The sequence below is a fragment of the Gemmobacter lanyuensis genome (assembly GCF_014652355.1).
GTDB classification, from domain to species: domain Bacteria; phylum Pseudomonadota; class Alphaproteobacteria; order Rhodobacterales; family Rhodobacteraceae; genus Gemmobacter; species Gemmobacter lanyuensis.
Window position 1 is genome coordinate 278080 of the sequence record NZ_BMYQ01000002.1, and the last position, 16957, is coordinate 295036.

Here is a 16957-nt window from a genome sequence, read left to right on the forward strand (position 1 = left end):
TCGGCTTCGGCGCCATCCCTTCGTTTTTCCTGCCCATTTGCGCCGCGATCTGGCCGGAATGTTACAGATCCCTCGCCACGGGGGCCGTTTTCGGTGCTTTCCATCAACCCGGCGTGAGGGGTCTTTCCCCGCGCCGCCAGAATCGCAGATGGTTGGCGCATGACCGATGAAACATCTTCTCAGCGTGCCTCCGGCCGCCTTGCGCGCCTGCCCATCCTGATCATCCTGCTGGCGGCGGGGATCGGTGCGGTGGCGCTGCGCGATCAGCTGTCCTTTGCTCAATTGGCGCAGCACCATGACACGCTGCTGATGTGGCGGGATTCGTATTATGCGCTGACGGTTGCGGGGTTTTTGCTGGCCTATGTTGCGGTGGTTGGGCTGTCACTGCCGGGGGCTACGGTTTTCACACTTGCAGGCGGGTTTATGTTCGGTGTCTTTCCCGGCGTGGTCTTCAATGTCGTCGCGGCGACGACGGGGGCCTGCCTGATCTTCCTTGCGGCGCGGTCGGGCTTTGGCGCGCGGCTTTCGGCACGATTGGCGCAGGGGGGCGGGGCTGCGGCCCGGTTGCAGGCCGCATTGCAACGGAATGAACTGTCGGTCCTGCTGATCATGCGACTTGTGCCGGTGGTGCCCTTCGTGCTGGCCAATCTGATTCCCGCCTGTCTGGGCGTGCGGCTGGGGCGTTTTGCCCTGACCACGGCGGTTGGCATCCTGCCCGCCACGCTGATCTTTACCTCGGTCGGGGCGGGGCTTGCGGATGTCTTTGCCGCAGGCACCCAGCCTGACCTTGCGGTCCTGCTGAAACCGCAGGTTCTGTTGCCGCTTCTGGGTCTTGCGCTGCTCGCGGCGCTGCCGCTGTTCGTGGCGCCGCTGCGGAGGGTGCGATGATCCGCGCCGATCTGTGCATCATCGGGGCCGGGGCCGGGGGGCTGTCGCTGGCGGCGGGGGCGACGCAGATGGGCGCGCGGGTCGTGCTGGTTGAAGGGGCCGAGATGGGGGGCGATTGCCTCAATCACGGCTGCGTCCCGTCCAAGGCGCTGATCGAGGCCGCGCGGGCCGCGCATACCATGGCCACGGCCGGGCGTTTCGGATTGGCGCCGGTGCGGCCCGTCGTCGATTATGCGGCGGTCATGGATCACGTGGCCCGTACCATCGCCGCCATCGCGCCCATGGATAGTCAGGAACGGTTCGAGGGGCTGGGCGTCCACGTCATCCGCGGCTGGGGCCGCTTTGCCGGCCCCGATACGCTGGAGGCTGCGGGCCAGCAGATCCGGGCGCGCCGCTTTGTCATCGCCACCGGGTCACGCCCCGCGCTTCCGCCGCTGCCGGGGTTGGACGAGACGCCCTATCTGACCAACGAAACGCTATTTTCCCTGCGCGCGGCACCGGCGCATCTGCTGGTGCTGGGGGGTGGCCCCATCGGGGTGGAAATGGCGCAGGCGCATCTGCGGCTGGGCGTGGCCGTCACGCTGATCGAATCGGGAAGGCTGATGGGGCGTGAAGATCCCGAATTGGCCGCCCAGATCACCGCCACACTGCGCGCCGAAGGGGCCACTGTGCTGGACCAGACCGCCGCGCTGCGGGTGGAACCGGCCGGAGAGGGCGTGCGGCTGCATCTGGCCGACGGGCGGCAGATCCTCGGCAGCCATCTTCTGGTGGCAACGGGGCGGCGCGTGGCGCTTGAGGCGCTGAACCTTTCGGCGGCGGGGGTTGAGGCTTCGGCCACCGGCGTCCGGGTGGGCGATGATCTGCGGTCGGTCAGCAATCGCCGCGTCTATGCTATTGGTGACGCCGCGGGACGGGGGCAGTTCACCCATGCGGCGGGGTATCACGCAGGGATCGTGCTGCGGCAGGTGCTGCTCGGCCTGCCCGCCCGCATCGGGGCGCCCATTCCCCGCGTCACCTATAGTGACCCGGAACTGGCGCAAGTCGGCTTGACCGAGCCCGAGGCCCGCGCCGCCCATGGCGACCGGCTGCAGGTGCTGCACTGGGGATTTGACCACAACGACCGCGCGCAGGCCATGGCCGAAACCACGGGCCGGATCAAGCTGATGGTGGTGCGGGGCCGTGCGGTTGGCGTGTCGATCTGCGGCCCCCATGCGGGTGAGCTGATCGGTCTTTGGGCGCTCATGCTGGGAGCGCGTCTCCGCCTTTCGGCGCTTGCCGGTGCCGTTCTGCCCTATCCCACGCTGTCCGAAGTTTCGAAACGCGCGGCAGGAGCCTATTTTTCCCCGAAACTGTTTGATAATCCTGTGATCAGGCTGGTGGTCCGGTCGGTGCAGCGCCTGCTGCCCTGACGGGTGTGCCCGCTGGACAGGACAGATCGGGGGCTGCGAAAGCGATTGAGACATCTGGCCGCGCGCATCCTGAATACGCTTTCAGGGCGGTTCCTGCTGCTGACCGTGGCCTTTGTCATGCTGGCCGAGGTGCTGATCTTTGTCCCCTCGATCGCGCGGTTCCGGCTGGATTACCTGCAACTGCGGCTGGAAAAGGCGCAGATCGCCTCGCTGTCTCTCGATGCCAATGCCGGGATGATTCCGGCCGAGCTGGAACAGGAACTGCTGGCCAATGCCGGGGTGTTCAACGTCGTGCTGCGGCGCGATGAGGTGCGCCAGCTTGTGCTGTCTTCGGCCATTCCCGAACCCGTTTCGGCCACCTATGACCTGCGTATGGCGGGTCCGTATGAGTTGATCCGCGATGCGATGGTCACGCTGTTTGATCCGAAGGAACAGATCATCCGAATCATCGGCCAGCCGGTCCAGGATGCGGGTCTGTTGATCGAAATCACGCTGAAGCAAAGCCCGCTGCGGCGCGAGATGCTGGATTACGGGCTGCGGATCCTGATTCTGTCGGCGCTGATTTCGGTCATCACGGCGGCGATGCTGTTCTTTGCGGTGCGCGGTCTGATGGTGGTGCCGATCCGCCGCGTCGTGCGCCACATGCAGGCCTATGCCGCAGCGCCCGAAGATGCGCGGCTGGTCATCACCCCCACGGCGCGGGTGGTCGAACTGCGCGATGCCGAAGCGGCGCTGGCGCAGATGCAGACCGAACTGATCGCGGCGCTGCGACAGAAGGAACGTCTGGCACAGCTGGGCGGTGCGGTGGCCAAGATCTCGCATGACCTGCGGAATATCCTGACTTCGGCGCAGCTTTTTGCGGATCGGATCGAACAAAGCGCCGATCCCGGTGTGGCCCGCGCAGTGCCCAAGCTTGTGACCTCGATCAGCCGGGCGGTGAACCTCTGCGAGGCAACGCTGGCCTTCGGCAAGGCCGAAGAACACCCCCCGCGCCTGTCACGCTTTGCGCTGCGCCCGCTGCTTGAGGAAGTGGCCGAGGGCGAAGGCCTGTCTCCTGGCAGCGAACCCAGCTGCCTGATCGATGCCGCGCCTGGCCTGATGATCCGCGCCGACGACGAACAGTTGCACCGCGTGCTGGCCAACCTGGTCCGCAATGCCCGTCAGGCGATCGAGGCCACGGGCCGTTCCGGCACCATCGAGCTTTCGGCGGGCGAGGGCGAACAGGATTGGTGGATCCGCGTGGGTGACACCGGCCCCGGCCTGCCCCCCAAGGCGCGCGAGCATCTGTTCATGGCGTTTCAGGGCGCGGCGCGCAAAGGCGGCTCGGGACTGGGTCTTGCCATTTCGGCCGAGCTGATCCGCGGCCACGGCGGGCGGCTTGATCTGCTGCGCTCGGATGAGGACGGCACCGAATTCCTGATCCACCTGCCGAAATCGGGGGGGCTCGATCTCTCCGCGCCCGAGGCGGCGGTCTGATCGGGCGCCTGCGCCTTCGGCAATATCCTGATCCCCCTGCGAAAATCGGCGGCTGAGCCAAGCTGGCCGCCGGAAAGGCCCTTTGGTGCAGAAAATTAGCTACCAGCAATAAAGTTTTCAGAAATCTGCGTTTTCGCTCTTGCGCTGGTCCGGCGATGGGGCTAATTCCCTGCCTCAAGACGGACCCGTAGCTCAGCTGGATAGAGCATCAGACTACGAATCTGAGGGTCGGGCGTTCGAATCGCTCCGGGTCCGCCACTTCCCCTCAATCAACCGCACATTCGACGCATGGAGCTGATTTGCTTCAGCATTTCCTGCGGCGGGATCGTGCGGCAGATGTCCCGCATCATGCGGACATCCGCCCCGAGGCCCGGCCAGAACCCCATTTTTTGTGATTTCAGCGGGCTGCGGACTTCGGGCCAGCGGACGACCGTGAGGGGCAGGCCTTCGGCAATCAGGCGGCGGTTCATCGCAACCTCAAGACCGAATCGCGCAGGCGGCTCAAGCCCTTGCAGGATCTGCCGGGGCAGCAGGCGTTCGCCCGAAATGTAATCCAGCCCGATCCAGCGCCAGGGGGCGGGGGCATTGCCGCGCAGCGAGATCGTGGTTGCGGCCCGCCCCGCCAGAACCGGGCTGATCAGTTCGGTCAGGTGCCGGGGGGCGAGCCCCACCAGATCGGCATCCAGCAGCAGGATCAGATCCCCGCGCGCCGCGGCAAGACCACGGGCCACGGCACGCGTCTTGCCGGTGTTCCGTTCCTGCCGGATCAGGGTCACGCCGAACGCCTGCGCTGCGATTTCGGCCGTTGTGTCGCGGCTGGCGTCATCAACGACGATCAGTTCGTCGATCAGCGGATGCCCCGAGACGGCCGCCAGCACCCCACCCAGCCGGGCGGCTTCATTATGGGCCGGGATGATGCAGCTCAGGCGCGTCATACCCGTGCCTCGCGCCGCAGGTGCAGGGCCAGCGCAGCCAGACCCAGCAGCCCGAGGCCCGTCCAAACCAGCGCGGGCGGCGGCTCTGCGCCCAGACTGTAGCCCAGTGCCATGAGCGCGGCGGTTTTGATGGCTCCGGCAGCCAGATTGGCCCCGAGGAAGGGACCCAGGCGCATTCCCGCCGCGCCCGCCGCCGCCAAAACCGGGGCGCCCGCGCCCTGGGTCAGTTTGGCGAGGATCAACCATCGCGTGCCGTTGCGCGCAAACCCTGCGCTGAGCGCGGCAATGCGGTGCCGATCAAGGCCCAGCCGCGCCTGCCAGCGGGCAGGGATGCGCCGCGCCCCCTGATGCCCCAAAGCGTAGAACATGAGATCTCCGATCAGGTCCCCGACCAGACAGACCACAAAAGTCACGCCCGGGGGCAGCGCCGCCAGCCGCACCAGCCATCCGGCAATGATGGTGGCGACCGGGCCTTCGAGAATGGTCACGGGCAGCAGGATCAGCAGGCCCCAGTCCGAAATCAGCCGCAAAAGGGTGGCCGTCTCCATCCGCTTATTCCGCGGGCACCTGCATCGGGATGGCGCCCCCCTGGGTGGGTGCCATCGGCGTGCCGCGCCAGTCGAATCCGCGCCCCGCAAAAGTGAAGAGCCAGAGCACCGGCATCATCACGTCGCGGAGCATTGCGGCCAGCAAATCGATGGGCGCAAAGCGCCACCCGGCCTGCCGCGCCAGAAGCCCCTCGGGCAGATACCACGCAAAGGCGAACAGCAGCGGCGCCAATGCCGACGGGGCAAAGCCAAGCGTCAGAACCAGCGGGATCAGGGGGCCGTTCAGCGGCTCCAGCAGGAAGAGCGCGGGAAAGCCAGCGCGGCGCACACGTGACCAACGCAGCTGCCGCCCCCAGACCTGCCCAAGGCGGCGCTGCCCGATCGGTTGGGCAAAGGGGTCCTGCGTCAGCCTGACCTGTAGCCCCATGCCCCGCACCACCTTGGTCGCGGCGACATCCTCGGCCAGATCCTGCCCCAGCAGGGCAAGCCCGCCGGCATCATCCAGATCGGCCTTGCGCCACATCAGGGTCTTGCCCTGCGCAAAGCCGAAACCCAGCTCGTCTGCGGCCAGCTGCAGGCGTGCCTGGTTGCCGTTCAGGAAGGCCGCTTCGACCGCCCCCCACAGGCCCTTGGCCCGAACCCCGACAGGCGGCGCGCTGACCAGCCCGGTATCTGCCTGCCACGCCGCCAGCACCTGATGCAGGTAATCGGGTGGCAGCAGGACGTTGCAATCGCTCAGGACCACGAATTCGCCCTCGGCGGCATTCCAGCCTTGCCACAGATTGTTAAGCTTGGGGTTCCGCGTGATGGGGTGATCCCCGATCATCAGCCGGGCTTCGACCTGCGGATGGGCGGCGATCAGTCGGCGCAGCACCGGAATGGCCGGATCATCGGCGCGCGCAACGCAGAAGACCAGTTCCCAATCGGGATAGATCTGGTCAAAGCTGGTGGCAAAGGTTTCGGGATCATGTGTATCCAGCCCGCAGACTGGGCGGATCAGGCTGATCCGCGGCAGGGGCCCTGCGGGCAGATCGGCTGCGGGGCGGTCAAACCGGCGGATGACCAGCAGGGCCGAAATCCAGTGCAGGCCCAGAAGGGTCAGAACGATCAGTGCGGCGATCATGGCAGCACCTCCTCAAGTTTTGCAGAGTTGCAGGGGATCGGAGCAGAGGCCGGCGCCGCCCACCCGATAAGCCGCAGGTGGCCGTCGGCATCTTCTGCCAGTGCGGTGAAGCTATCGACCCAGTCGCCGCAATTGGCGTAGGTCAGGCCGTGGCGGCGGTGCAGCATGGGCTTGTGAAAATGGCCGCAGATCACGCCGTCCTGATCCATGGCCCGGGCAAGCGCGGTCAGCTTGCGTTCATGCCGCGATCCCAGCGCCATCAGGGCATTCACCCCCGCCAACGCGGCCTCGATCAGGCTGCGACGGTCGCGGTCCATTTCCCGGCGCAGGCGCGACAGGCGCCGGTCGAGCACGCGCAGGCCGTTGTCCAGGCGACTGCCGATCCGCGTCGCAACATGGCTGCGCAGCCACCGGCCGTCGGCCACGTCGCCATGAATCACCAGATAGGACCGGCCATCCCCGCTGACGTGGATGGCCTGTGTCACGATGGCGATGCCCGGCGGCAGGTGATGGGGTTCGGCCAGCGCCTCGGCGTCGTGGTTGCCGATCAGATAGACAACCCGCGTTCCGCTGGCTGCCCGCGCTGCCAGCAGGCCCAGAACCGCATCCTGTTGCGGCCCCCAATGCGGGCGGCGCGGATGCCAGATATCCAGCACGTCACCAACGAGGTAGATCGTGTCGGCCGAACAATTCTGAAGAAAATCCAGCAGCCGGTCCGCCCGGCAGCCCAGCGCGCCCAGATGCAGATCTGAAAGGAACAGCGCGCGGTGGTGGTGGCGGGGGGCGGGGTGCATGGCGGCCTCCGGTTCGGTTTGCCCCCAAGCATCGCCGCCCCGCGCGTCAGCCGCGTGACGGCTTCATCACAGTTGCATGACGGTCGGGCAGATCAACCGACGCGACGACCCTGCACCCAGACCCCGCGCACCGCGCCTGCGTTTCCGATCCGGGCCACGCGGATCACGTCGGCCCGCCCGCCGGGCACCAGATGCCCCCGGTCGGTCAGACCCGTCGCCTCGGCCGGGGCGGCAGTGACGGTCGCAATGCCGCGCGCCATGTCACCCCACAGATCCCCCAGCATCAGCGCCGCCGAGAGCAGCGATGAGGGCACATAATCAGACGACAGGATATCGAGCAGCCCCGCCTCGGCCAGCACGGCGGCTGCCACATTGCCGGAATGCGATCCGCCGCGGATCAGGTTCGGCGCCCCCATCATCACGCGAATACCATGGGTGTGGCAGGCGCGGGCGGCCTCGACCGTCGTGGGGAATTCGGCGAAATGCACACCATGCGCGGCCGATTGCGCGACCTGTGCCTCGGTCGTGTCATCATGGCTGGCCAGCACAGCGCCGTAGCGCCGCGCCTCGGCCACGGCGGTGGCTTCGTGCTGGGCGCCCAGCCGGTCGCGCAGGGCACGCTGGCTTGTGACATGGTCGTCGAACTGGGCGTCGTTCAGGCCATGCTTGCCGCAGACGTAATCGCGCAGCTTGCTGAGATCGCGGAACTGCCGCTCTCCGGGGGTGTGGTCCATCAGACTGACGATACCGATCCGGTCATCGGGGCCGAATTTGGCCATTTCCTCGACCAGCGTTTCGGAACAGACCTCGGCCCGCAGATGCAGAAAATGGCTGATCCGCAGCGCCCCGGCGGCGCGCAGGTCCAGAATTTCGGTTGCAAGCGCCCGTGCATATTCGCCGTAATTCGCCTTGCCCTGCGTGACGACCGATCCCACCCGCAGCGCATCGAACACCGTCGTGATCCCGACCGAGGCGAGTTCGGCATCATGCGCCACGATGGCCGCCTGATGCGGCCAATCGACCCGCGGGCGGGGTTGGATATGGCGTTCCAGATTGTCGGTGTGCAGTTCGATCAGGCCGGGCATTACCAGATCACCGCCGCAGTCGATGGCGCCCTTGGGCAGCGCGCTGCCGGATGTGATATCGGTGATCCGGCCATCTTCCATCCGCAGCGTGCCGCGAAGGGTGGCATCGGGCAGGACCAGCGTGGCATTTGCAAGGAGGGTCTGGGTCATTCTGAAGGTTCCTGTCTTGCGATCCGGCGCGCGAAAGGCCCCAATGGCATGGGGGCGTCACAGCGGTGTGACATTGGCCCGCTAAGGCAGCGCGCATGGATCAGATCAAACGTTTTGCCGTGTATTACGCCCCGCCGGCCGGGGATTTTGCCGATGTCGCGGCCGCCTGGCTGGGCTGGGATGCCGCGCTGGGCTGTGCGGTGCAGCAGCCCGACCTGGGCCTGCCCGCCGCGGAAATCACCACGGAGCCGCGCAAATACGGGTTCCATGGCACGATCAAGCCGCCCTTCCGACTGGCAGAAGGCCAGAGCGAGGCGGATCTGCGGGCGGGCCTTGCCGCATTGGCGCGGCAACTCGCGCCGGTGGTTCTGCCGGGGTTGCGGTTGAAGAACCTTGACGGTTTCCTTGCGCTGGTGCCGCAAGGTGACGCCGCCGCGCTGGGCGCGCTGGCTGAGGCCGTGGTCAAGGGGTTGGAGCCGTTTCGCGCCCCCCTCAATGCCGCCGAGATGGCCAAGCGCCGCCCCGAACGGCTGACGCCGCGCCAGCTGCATCTGTTGCAGGCCTATGGCTACCCCTTCGTGATGGAGGAGTTCCGCTTTCACCTGACGCTGACGAACCGGCTGTCCGAGCCGCTGGCCAGCTTGGCGGCGGAACGTCTGATGGCGCATTTCGCCCCGGTGATCCCGCAGCCCTTTGTCATCGGCGACCTCTGCCTGTTTGGTGAGGCTGCGGATGGACGCTTTCATCTGCTGCACCGCTATACCCTTTCCGGCTGAAGCGCTGCGAGGAACCGGACCAGACCCAGCGCCGGGGTGCCGTCATTCAGCACCTGCCGCACGGCCAATCCGTCCGGCAGGGCGAAATCGGCGCGCGCCAGCCGCCGGACCTGATCGTCGCCGCTTTCCCGCCCCCGCCCCGCAAGGCGCGCGGCCAGCACAGCGGGGGGGGCCGTCACCAGCACCACGGTCAGATCGGGAAACCGCCGTGCCGCATCGGGCAACACCGCGCGCGAAAGGTTGAGCAAGACCGTCCCCGTCCCCGCCAACTGCGCCACCGGGATGGCATAGCGCAACCCATGCGCCCGCCAGTGCAGGGCGAAGGCTCCGCTGGCGGCCAGGGCGTCGAACTCGGCCTCTGTCACGGAGTGGAAATCCTCGCCCCCCGCTTCGGCAGGGCGGGTGATCCAGCGGCGCACCCGGCGCAGATCGGGCCGGGCGGCGCAGGCCGCATCCATCAGCGTGTCCTTGCCCGCGCCCGACGGGCCGACGACGGCAACGATCCGCGCCGTCATGCGGCCAAACCCGGGGTAAAGGCGGTGACATCGACCAGCCGGTCACAGACCCGCGCCCGCGCGCCTTCATCGTGGAAGATACCCAGAAGCGCCGCACCCCGCGCCTTGGCTTGCATGATCAGATCCAGCACCACCTCGCGGTTCCGGGCATCAAGGCTGGCCGTTGGCTCATCCAGCAGCAGGACCGGATAGTCATGCACGAACCCCCGGGCGATGTTCACGCGCTGCTGTTCGCCCCCCGAAAAGGTGGTGGGCGACAGCGACCAGAGCCGTTCGGGGATGTTCAGCTGCGCCAGCAGACGGGCGGCGCGGGCCTCGGCCTCATCCCGCGGGACGGAAAGGCGCAGCAGTGGTTCCGCCACCACCTGCAAGGTCGGCACGCGGGGCACCACACGCAGGAACTGACTGACATGGCCCATGACCTGCCGGCGCAGACGGATGATGTCACGCGGGGCGGCGCGGGCCACATCGAGGCCCGCCACCAGGATCTGCCCGCCTTCGGTGCGGTAATTGCCCTGCACCATCCGCATCAGGGTGGATTTCCCCGCCCCCGACTGGCCTACAAGGCCAACACATTCTCCCGGCGCCACCGTCAGCGCCGCGCCCGCCATCACGGGAATGACCGCCCCACCCTGATTGTGCAGGGTAAAGGATTTGGACAGGTTTGAAATCTGGATCATCACCAAGGCTTTCGCTGAAAGGTCTGTCTTGTGCCGGTTCCCTGCATGTCACACCTGCAGAACCGAACTGACGAGAAGCTGGGTATAGGCATGCTGCGGATCATCGAGCACCTGATCGGTCAGGCCCGCTTCGACGACATGGCCCGATTTCATCACCATCAGCCGGTCGGCCAAGAGCCGCACCACCGCCAGATCATGCGTCACGATGATGACCGACAGGCCCATTTCCCGCACCAGCCCGCGCAGCAGATCCAGAAGCCGGGCCTGCACGCTGACATCCAGCCCCCCGGTTGGCTCATCCATGAACACAAGCCGCGGGCCGGTCACGAGATTTCGGGCAATCTGCAGGCGTTGCTGCATCCCGCCCGAAAAGGCCGAGGGGCGGTCATCGATGCGTTCGGCGGCAATCTCGACCCGGCCCAGCCAGTCGGTCGCGGTGTCGCGGATGCGGCCGTAATGACGTCCGCCCACGCCCATCAGCCGTTCGCCCACATTGCCCCCGGCGCTGACACCCATCCGCAGCCCGTCGCGCGGGTTCTGGTGGACATAGGCCCAGTCACCGCGCAGCAGGCGCCGCCGGTCGGCCTCGGACAGGGCCAGAACATCGGTGCCGTCAAACAGGATCTGCCCGGCGTCAGGGCGCTGGTGGCCCGCAAGGCAGGACAGCAGCGTCGATTTCCCCGACCCGCTTTCGCCGACGATCCCCAGGACCTCGCCGGGCCAGAGATCAAAGCTGACATCCGCGCAGCCGATCCGGGCGCCATAAAGCCGGGTCAGACCGGTGACTTGCAGCAGCGGGGTGTCCGTCGTGCTGGGCACCAGCAGGGCGTTTTGCGTACCATCCATCAGGCAATCTCCTTGCTCAGCGGGGACAGCCGCCCGCGATGCCCGGCCGCCTGACGGCCGGTGCAGAAATCGGTGTCGGAACAGACGAACATCCGGCTGCCCGCATCATCGGTGATAACCTCGTCCAGATAACTTTCCGCCGCGCCGCACAGGTCGCAGGCGTGGTCTGCTTTGCTGGCGCGGAAGGGATGGTCCTCAAAATCAAGGCTGACGACCTGCGTATAGGGCGGCAGCGCATAAATGCGGCTTTCCCGCCCCGCGCCGAACAGCTGGATCGCCGGATTGTCCGAGAGTTTGGGGTTGTCGAATTTCGGAATGGGCGAGGGGTCCATGACATAGCGCCCCTCGACCTTCACCGGATAGGCATAGGCGGTGGCAATCTCGCCATGGCGGGCGATGTCCTCGTACAGCTTCACATGCATGAGGCCGTATTCCTCAAGCTCGTGCATCTTGCGCGTCTCGGTTTCGCGCGGTTCCAGAAAGCGCAGCGGCTCGGGGATCGGCACCTGATAGACAAGGATCTGCCCCTCGGTCAGCGGCGTTTCCGGGATACGGTGGCGCGTCTGGATCACCGTCGCCTCGGCCGTGGACTCAGTGGTGGCCACGCCTGCGGTGCGCTGAAAGAAGCGGCGGATCGACACGGCGTTTGTCGTGTCATCGGCGCCCTGGTCGATCACCTTCAGCACGTCATCCGGCGTCAGGCACGCGGCCGTCACCTGCACGCCGCCCGTGCCCCAGCCATAGGGCATGGGCATTTCACGGCTGGCAAAGGGCACCTGATAGCCGGGGATCGCCAGCGCCTTGAGCAGCGCGCGGCGGATCATGCGTTTGGTCTGTTCATCCAGATAGGCAAAATTATAGGCGTCGTCAGACATGGGAAACCTGCGCGGCAAGGGGGGCTATGCGATGCGGCGTCATTCGGCGGCCGCGCGCGGGGAAGGTTGGGTCTGGGCCAAGGCCTCGGCGCGCAGGCGGCGCACCAGTTCCAGCTCGGCCTGGAAATCGACGTAATGGGGCAGCTTGATATGTTCGAGGAACCCGGTCGCCTGCACATTGTCGGCATGAGAGAGAACGAATTCCTCATCCTGCGCGGGGGCTCCGGTGAAATCCTCGCCCAGTTCTTTCCAGCGCAGGGCGCGGTCCACCAGGCTCATGGCGATCGACTTGCGCTCGCACTGGCCCAGAACCAGCCCGTAGCCGCGGGTGAATTGCGGCGGCTCGGTGCGGGATCCCTTGAACTGGTTGACGGTTTCACATTCCGTCAGGGTCATTTCCCCGATGGTGATGGCAAAGCCCAGCTCGGGGATCTCCAGTTCCACCGCGACGGCGCCGATGCGCAGCTCGCCCACGAAGGCATGGGTGCGGCCGTAGCCCCGCTGGGTCGAATAGGCGAGCGAGAGGATGAACCCCTCATCCGCGCGGGCCAGTGCCTGCAGGCGCAGGGCGCGGTTGGCGGGCAGTTCCAGCGGCTGGCGTGTCAGATCGGGCGGGGCTTCGCCTGTGTCGGGCGTGGCTTCGATCAGCTCGTCGCGGTCCAGAAGCGCGGTCACATGCGGCACGGGGGCCATGTCGGGCGCGGCCTGCGGCGTGGGGGCAAGGGGCGCGCCTTCGGCCGCCAGTTTGAAATCCAGCAGGCGGTGGGTGTAATCGAAGGTCGGGCCCAGGATCTGCCCGCCGGGCAAGTCCTTGAACGTGGCCGAGATGCGCCGATCGACCCGCATCCGCGCGGTATCCACCGGGATCGAGGTGCCAAAGCGCGGCAGGGTGGTGCGATAGGCGCGGATCAGGAAGACCGCCTCGATCAGATCGCCCCGCGCCTGCTTGATCGCCAGCGCGGCAAGATCAGGGTCATAGAGCGACCCTTCCGCCATTACGCGATTGACCGCCAGCGCCAGCTGTTCGCGGATCTGCGGCACCGAAAGCTCGGCCACCGTGGTGTCGCCACGGCGGTCTTCGGCCAGCCAGGCATGGGCATTGTCGATGGCGCGTTCGCCCCCTTTGACGGCGACATACATCAGGCATTCTCCACGATGGTGCTGCGGGGCAGGGCGGCAAGGGTGCTGCCGCTGGTGAACAGGCAATCAAAGCCCAGCGGGAAACGCGCCCGGTTGGCGATGAAGGCCGCCGTTTCGGGCAGGGACAGTTCCGCCCGGTCGCGGATGCCGGGACCGCGCAAATGCGCGCCGCTGGCGGTCAGGGCGGGCAGCTCCACGATCAGCGTGGCGGAACGGTCAGGGTAATCCGGCAGGCCCATGGAAAAGCGGCTGACGGGTTGCAGCGCGTCCCAGGTGCCAAGTGCGATGGCCGCACTTTCGGCCGCGACCAGCGGCGCCCCGCAATGGAAGGCGATCCAGGCGCGCACGGCTTCGGTATCCGCTGCGCCCGCCAGATGTACCGGCACCGTCGGGTCGGCCAGCGTCAGAAGTGCCACACCCGCCGCCACCGAAAGCGGCGCGGGGGGCTGGGCGCCGGTTACGGTTTGCATCGTGCCGGGGCGGGCCATTGCGGCCAGAAGCGCCCGGAAGGCATGGGCCGATTGCACTGCCGGCTCGACAAATCCGCCAGACAGGACGCTGGCATCTTGGGGGGCGGTCATGCGTCTTCTCCGCGGACGAGGGTGAAGAAATCGACCTTGGTGGCCTGCGCGCGTCCGGCGCGGGCAGCGCGGGCATCGGTTTCAATCCGGGCAAGGGGCGCCAGGATGCGGGCCTGAAGGTCTGCGGCGGCGCCGGTCTGCATCAGCGCATCCACAAGGGCGGCGCGGTGGGCATGGTCACGGTCGCGGCCCTGCACATGGGCATGGCCCACGGTGCCGCAGGTCAGCTGCAGGCTGCAGCGCGTGACGGTGATTTCCCCTAGATGGAAGGGCGCGCCGCTGCCGCCCGTGCGACCCTGCACCATGACCGCTCCCACCTCGGGCGGGCGGAGCCATTGGCTTTGCGGCAGGTCCGGCAGCAGGGCGGCCAGATCGGCGGGCCGGGCGCGTGCGAGCAGGCCCATCCAGTTCTGTCTGTCCATGATCGACATCTTGCGAATTTGTCCAGATTAATATACAACTAGACAAATCATAGGTCATGCAGGGCCTCGGGCTCAAGAAAAGTCCTGTGAATTTTCCATGACGTTCGGATGAACGGGGGGCGGCCTTGGCCACGCGCAGCGCAATCTGGAAATCCATTGCCGACACGCTGGCGGCCGAAATCGCTGAGGGCCATTACGCCCCCGGCGACCGCCTGCCGACCGAGGCGCAGCTTTCAGCCCGCTTTGGCGTGAACCGCCATACCGTGCGCCATGCGTTGCAGACGTTGGCCGATCTGGGCACCGTCCACGCAAGGCGCGGATCGGGCGTCTATGTCACGGCGCGGCCCACGGACTATCCGCTGTCGCGGCGGACGCGGTTCCATGAAAACGTCCTCGCCTCGGGGCGGACGCCTTCGCGCCGGCTGAACCGGCTGGAAACCCGCGCCTGCGACGGGGAGGAGGCCGCAGCCATGCGCCTGAACCCCGGCGATCCGGTGCATGTGGTGGAGGGGATTTCGCTGGTCGATGATCAGCCCATCGCGGTTTTCCGGTCGCTGTTTCCCGCCAGCCGCCTGCCCGGTTTGCTGGAACATCTGAACGCCGTGCCTTCGGTCACGGCGGCGCTCGCGGCCGTTGGCGTGGGGGATTACACCCGCGCGGAAACCCGGCTGACGGCGGTGGCGGCGACGCCGACGCTGGCGCTGCATCTGCGGCTGGCCGAAGGGGCACCGCTGCTGCGCAGCCGCGCGCTGAACCATGATCCGGCAGGGCAGGTGGTGGAATTCGGCACGACCTGGTGGGCTGGGGATCGGGTGACGCTGACCGTGTCACCAGATCCGCATCTGCCTGTCACAGACCCGTCGCCTTGAGCGCCTATTGTCACGGTCAAACCGCTGCAAGGCCGAGATCGTGATGCCCTCCTTTCTGCCCCCGCTGCGCCTGACCGGCGCCGAAATCCTGCGCGACGGCGAATTGCAGCGCCGGTCCATCGGCATTGCCGAAGGGCGCATTACCCGCGGCCCGCTGCCCGAGGTGAATCTGTCGGGCTATTTGATCCTGCCGGGTATCATCGACCTGCATGGCGACAGTTTCGAACGGCAGGTTGCGCCGCGCCCCTCGGCCCCGTTTCCGCTGCGGGCGGGGCTGGCCGCCACCGACCGCGAGGCTGCGGCCCACGGTCTGACCACCGCCTATCTGGCCCAGGGCTGGAGCTGGGAGGGCGGCCATCGCAGCCCTGACCATGCCGAGGCGCTGGCCGAGGCGCTGGCCGCCTATCGGCCGGACTCGCTCATTGACCTGCGTCTGCAAATCCGGGCCGAAACGCGGCTGGTGTCGGAAGGCGACCGCCTGATTGAGGCCGTGCGCCGCCACCGCATTGATTATGTGGTCTTCAACGACCATGCCGAAGAGGGTCTGACAATGGCGCGCGGCGATCCGGCGGCCTTCGCCTATTGGGCGCGCAAGCTGGGCGTGAAACCCGAACAGCTGCGCGAGCGGCTGGAGGCCGTCCGCACCCAGGCCCGCGCCGTGCCCCGGCACCTGTGTTCTCTGGCCGAGGCCTTTGACCGCATGGGCGTGATCTATGGCAGCCACGATGACCCTGATGGCGAAACCCGCGAATTCTATTCGATGATCGGGGCGCGGATCGCGGAATTCCCCACCTCGCGCCGTGCCGCCGTGGCCGCCCATGCAATGATGAGCCCGGTCCTGTTGGGGGCGCCCAATGTGGTGCGGGGCGGCAGTCAGGCGGGCAATGTCTCGGCGCGGGAGCTGATTGCCGAAGGGGTTTGCGATGCGCTGGTGTCGGATTACCACCTGCCTGCGCTGGCCATGGCCGCGTGGGCGCTGGTGGACCGCGGGCTTCTGCCGCTGCCCAAGGCCTGGGCGATGATTTCCTCAACCCCGGCCGAGATCCTGCGCATGACCGACCGGGGACGGCTTGATCCCGGGATGCGCGCCGATCTGGTGGTGGTGAATGCCGAAACCCGCGTGGTCGAGGCGACCATCGCGGGCGGGCGTCTGGCCTATCTGGCCGGAGAGGCCGCGCGCCGCTTTCTGGCGCAGCCGGTGCCGCTGCGCCTTGCGGCGGAATGATCAGCCGCCGTATTTTTCCAGAAACGCCTCGGCAGGAAGGGCGCGGAAATCGGCCAGCGCGTCGCGCAGCCGGTCGTGCGGCCAATCCCACCAGGCCAGTGCCATCAGCCGGTCGGCAATCCCCGCGCTGAACCGCGCGCGCAGCGGCACGGCGGGCACCCCCGCCACGATCATGTAGGGCGCGACATCCTTCGTCACCACCGCCCCGGCGGCGACAATGGCCCCCGCACCCACCGTCACCTCGGGCTTGACGATCACGCCATGGCCCAGCCAGGTATCCGGCCCGATCACCGTGCGGCGGCCTTCGCGATGGGCGAAAAAGTCGGGATCATCGGCCACATCCTCCCAATAATAGGACGACCGATACAGAAAATGGTGGAGCGAAGCGGTATGCATCGGGTGATCCGTCGGCCCGATCCGCGTCATGGCTGCCACATTGGCGAATTTGCCCAGCGTGGTATTGGCGATGTCAGCCAGCCGGTCGCAATAGGCGTAATCCTCGAACCAGGTGTTGAGGATGCGGCTTCCGGCGCCGACCTCGCACCAGGCGCCGAAACTGCTGTTCACGATCTGGCAATCGGGGCCGATCACCGGGGTGGTGGCGGAAAGTTTGGGCATAT

At 67.1% G+C, this 16957-nt stretch carries 19 protein-coding genes and 1 tRNA gene; 7 read left to right on the forward strand and 13 right to left on the reverse strand.

Annotation, left to right across the window (positions count from 1 at the left end):
* Nucleotides 1–159: 159 nt before the first annotated feature.
* The 4 genes from IE101_RS06470 to IE101_RS06485 all read left to right on the forward strand — a co-directional run bounded on the left by IE101_RS06470 (nucleotide 160) and on the right by IE101_RS06485 (nucleotide 4031).
* A complete protein-coding gene (locus tag IE101_RS06470) occupies nucleotides 160–888 on the forward strand; it encodes a TVP38/TMEM64 family protein (RefSeq protein ID WP_189632996.1) in 729 nt (242 codons plus the stop codon).
* Entirely contained in the window at nucleotides 885–2297 is a 1413-nt protein-coding gene (locus tag IE101_RS06475) for a dihydrolipoyl dehydrogenase family protein (RefSeq protein WP_189632997.1), read from the forward strand. Before IE101_RS06470 ends, IE101_RS06475 begins: the two co-directional genes overlap by 4 nt.
* Nucleotides 2298–2414: 117 nt before the next feature.
* On the forward strand, nucleotides 2415–3773 hold the full coding sequence (locus IE101_RS06480; protein ID WP_189633118.1) for a sensor histidine kinase: 1359 nt from the start codon (nucleotides 2415–2417) through the stop codon (nucleotides 3771–3773).
* Between the two features lie 181 nt (nucleotides 3774–3954).
* Nucleotides 3955–4031: transfer RNA gene (locus IE101_RS06485), tRNA-Arg, on the forward strand.
* A gap of 11 nt (nucleotides 4032–4042) precedes the next feature.
* On the opposite strand, the gene IE101_RS06490 is transcribed toward IE101_RS06485, so the two are convergent.
* From IE101_RS06490 to IE101_RS06510, 5 genes are all read right to left on the reverse strand, one after another.
* Nucleotides 4043–4708 carry a glycosyltransferase family 2 protein gene (locus IE101_RS06490; RefSeq protein ID WP_189632998.1) on the reverse strand — a complete coding sequence of 222 codons (666 nt, stop codon included), beginning with the start codon at nucleotides 4706–4708 and terminating at the stop codon, nucleotides 4043–4045.
* On the reverse strand, nucleotides 4705–5256 hold the full coding sequence (locus IE101_RS06495) for a DedA family protein (protein WP_189632999.1): 552 nt from the start codon (nucleotides 5254–5256) through the stop codon (nucleotides 4705–4707). The genes IE101_RS06490 and IE101_RS06495 overlap by 4 nt, the downstream gene beginning before the upstream one ends.
* A gap of 4 nt (nucleotides 5257–5260) precedes the next feature.
* Complete coding sequence (locus tag IE101_RS06500) at nucleotides 5261–6379, reverse strand: ceramide glucosyltransferase (protein WP_189633000.1); 1119 nt, start codon at nucleotides 6377–6379, stop codon at nucleotides 5261–5263.
* Complete coding sequence (locus IE101_RS06505) at nucleotides 6376–7173, reverse strand: UDP-2,3-diacylglucosamine diphosphatase (protein ID WP_189633001.1); 798 nt, start codon at nucleotides 7171–7173, stop codon at nucleotides 6376–6378. The genes IE101_RS06500 and IE101_RS06505 overlap by 4 nt, the downstream gene beginning before the upstream one ends.
* A 92-nt stretch (nucleotides 7174–7265) precedes the next feature.
* Nucleotides 7266–8408: an alpha-D-ribose 1-methylphosphonate 5-triphosphate diphosphatase gene (locus tag IE101_RS06510; protein WP_189633002.1), complete on the reverse strand. Its 1143-nt coding sequence runs from the start codon at nucleotides 8406–8408 to the stop codon at nucleotides 7266–7268.
* A 95-nt stretch (nucleotides 8409–8503) separates the two neighbouring features.
* On the opposite strand from IE101_RS06510, the gene IE101_RS06515 reads away from it, so the two are divergent.
* Complete coding sequence (locus IE101_RS06515) at nucleotides 8504–9184, forward strand: DUF1045 domain-containing protein (RefSeq protein ID WP_189633003.1); 681 nt, start codon at nucleotides 8504–8506, stop codon at nucleotides 9182–9184.
* Here the strand turns inward: IE101_RS06515 and phnN are convergent.
* Genes phnN through phnG form a run of 7 tightly spaced genes read right to left on the reverse strand, consistent with a single transcriptional unit; the run spans nucleotide 9166 to nucleotide 14243 of the window.
* A complete protein-coding gene (gene phnN, locus IE101_RS06520; protein WP_189633004.1) occupies nucleotides 9166–9699 on the reverse strand; it encodes a phosphonate metabolism protein/1,5-bisphosphokinase (PRPP-forming) PhnN in 534 nt (177 codons plus the stop codon). The two genes, IE101_RS06515 and phnN, sit on opposite strands and share 19 nt — an antisense overlap.
* Entirely contained in the window at nucleotides 9696–10379 is a 684-nt protein-coding gene (gene phnL / locus IE101_RS06525) for a phosphonate C-P lyase system protein PhnL (RefSeq protein WP_189633005.1), read from the reverse strand. The genes phnN and phnL overlap by 4 nt, the downstream gene beginning before the upstream one ends.
* Nucleotides 10380–10427: 48 nt before the next feature.
* The gene (gene phnK, locus IE101_RS06530) at nucleotides 10428–11225 is read right to left on the reverse strand and encodes a phosphonate C-P lyase system protein PhnK (RefSeq protein ID WP_189633006.1); all 798 of its coding nucleotides are present in this window, start codon (nucleotides 11223–11225) and stop codon (nucleotides 10428–10430) included.
* Nucleotides 11225–12100 (reverse strand): alpha-D-ribose 1-methylphosphonate 5-phosphate C-P-lyase PhnJ, encoded by an 876-nt coding sequence (locus IE101_RS06535; protein ID WP_189633007.1) that lies wholly within the window; start codon nucleotides 12098–12100, stop codon nucleotides 11225–11227. The genes phnK and IE101_RS06535 overlap by 1 nt, the downstream gene beginning before the upstream one ends.
* A gap of 39 nt (nucleotides 12101–12139) precedes the next feature.
* Entirely contained in the window at nucleotides 12140–13240 is a 1101-nt protein-coding gene (locus tag IE101_RS06540; protein WP_189633008.1) for a carbon-phosphorus lyase complex subunit, read from the reverse strand.
* Nucleotides 13240–13821 carry a phosphonate C-P lyase system protein PhnH gene (gene phnH / locus IE101_RS06545; RefSeq protein ID WP_189633009.1) on the reverse strand — a complete coding sequence of 194 codons (582 nt, stop codon included), beginning with the start codon at nucleotides 13819–13821 and terminating at the stop codon, nucleotides 13240–13242. The genes IE101_RS06540 and phnH overlap by 1 nt, the downstream gene beginning before the upstream one ends.
* On the reverse strand, nucleotides 13818–14243 hold the full coding sequence (gene phnG, locus IE101_RS06550) for a phosphonate C-P lyase system protein PhnG (protein WP_229804044.1): 426 nt from the start codon (nucleotides 14241–14243) through the stop codon (nucleotides 13818–13820). The genes phnH and phnG overlap by 4 nt, the downstream gene beginning before the upstream one ends.
* A 125-nt stretch (nucleotides 14244–14368) precedes the next feature.
* Here phnG and phnF point away from each other — a divergent pair, with 125 nt between their 5' ends.
* Both phnF and IE101_RS06560 read left to right on the forward strand, forming a co-directional pair.
* Nucleotides 14369–15112: a phosphonate metabolism transcriptional regulator PhnF gene (phnF, locus tag IE101_RS06555; RefSeq protein WP_189633011.1), complete on the forward strand. Its 744-nt coding sequence runs from the start codon at nucleotides 14369–14371 to the stop codon at nucleotides 15110–15112.
* 43 nt (nucleotides 15113–15155) lie between these two features.
* Nucleotides 15156–16337 (forward strand): alpha-D-ribose 1-methylphosphonate 5-triphosphate diphosphatase, encoded by a 1182-nt coding sequence (locus IE101_RS06560; RefSeq protein ID WP_189633012.1) that lies wholly within the window; start codon nucleotides 15156–15158, stop codon nucleotides 16335–16337.
* On the opposite strand, the gene IE101_RS06565 is transcribed toward IE101_RS06560, so the two are convergent.
* Complete coding sequence (locus IE101_RS06565; protein WP_189633013.1) at nucleotides 16338–16955, reverse strand: LbetaH domain-containing protein; 618 nt, start codon at nucleotides 16953–16955, stop codon at nucleotides 16338–16340.
* Between the last annotated feature and the right edge of the window lie 2 nt (nucleotides 16956–16957).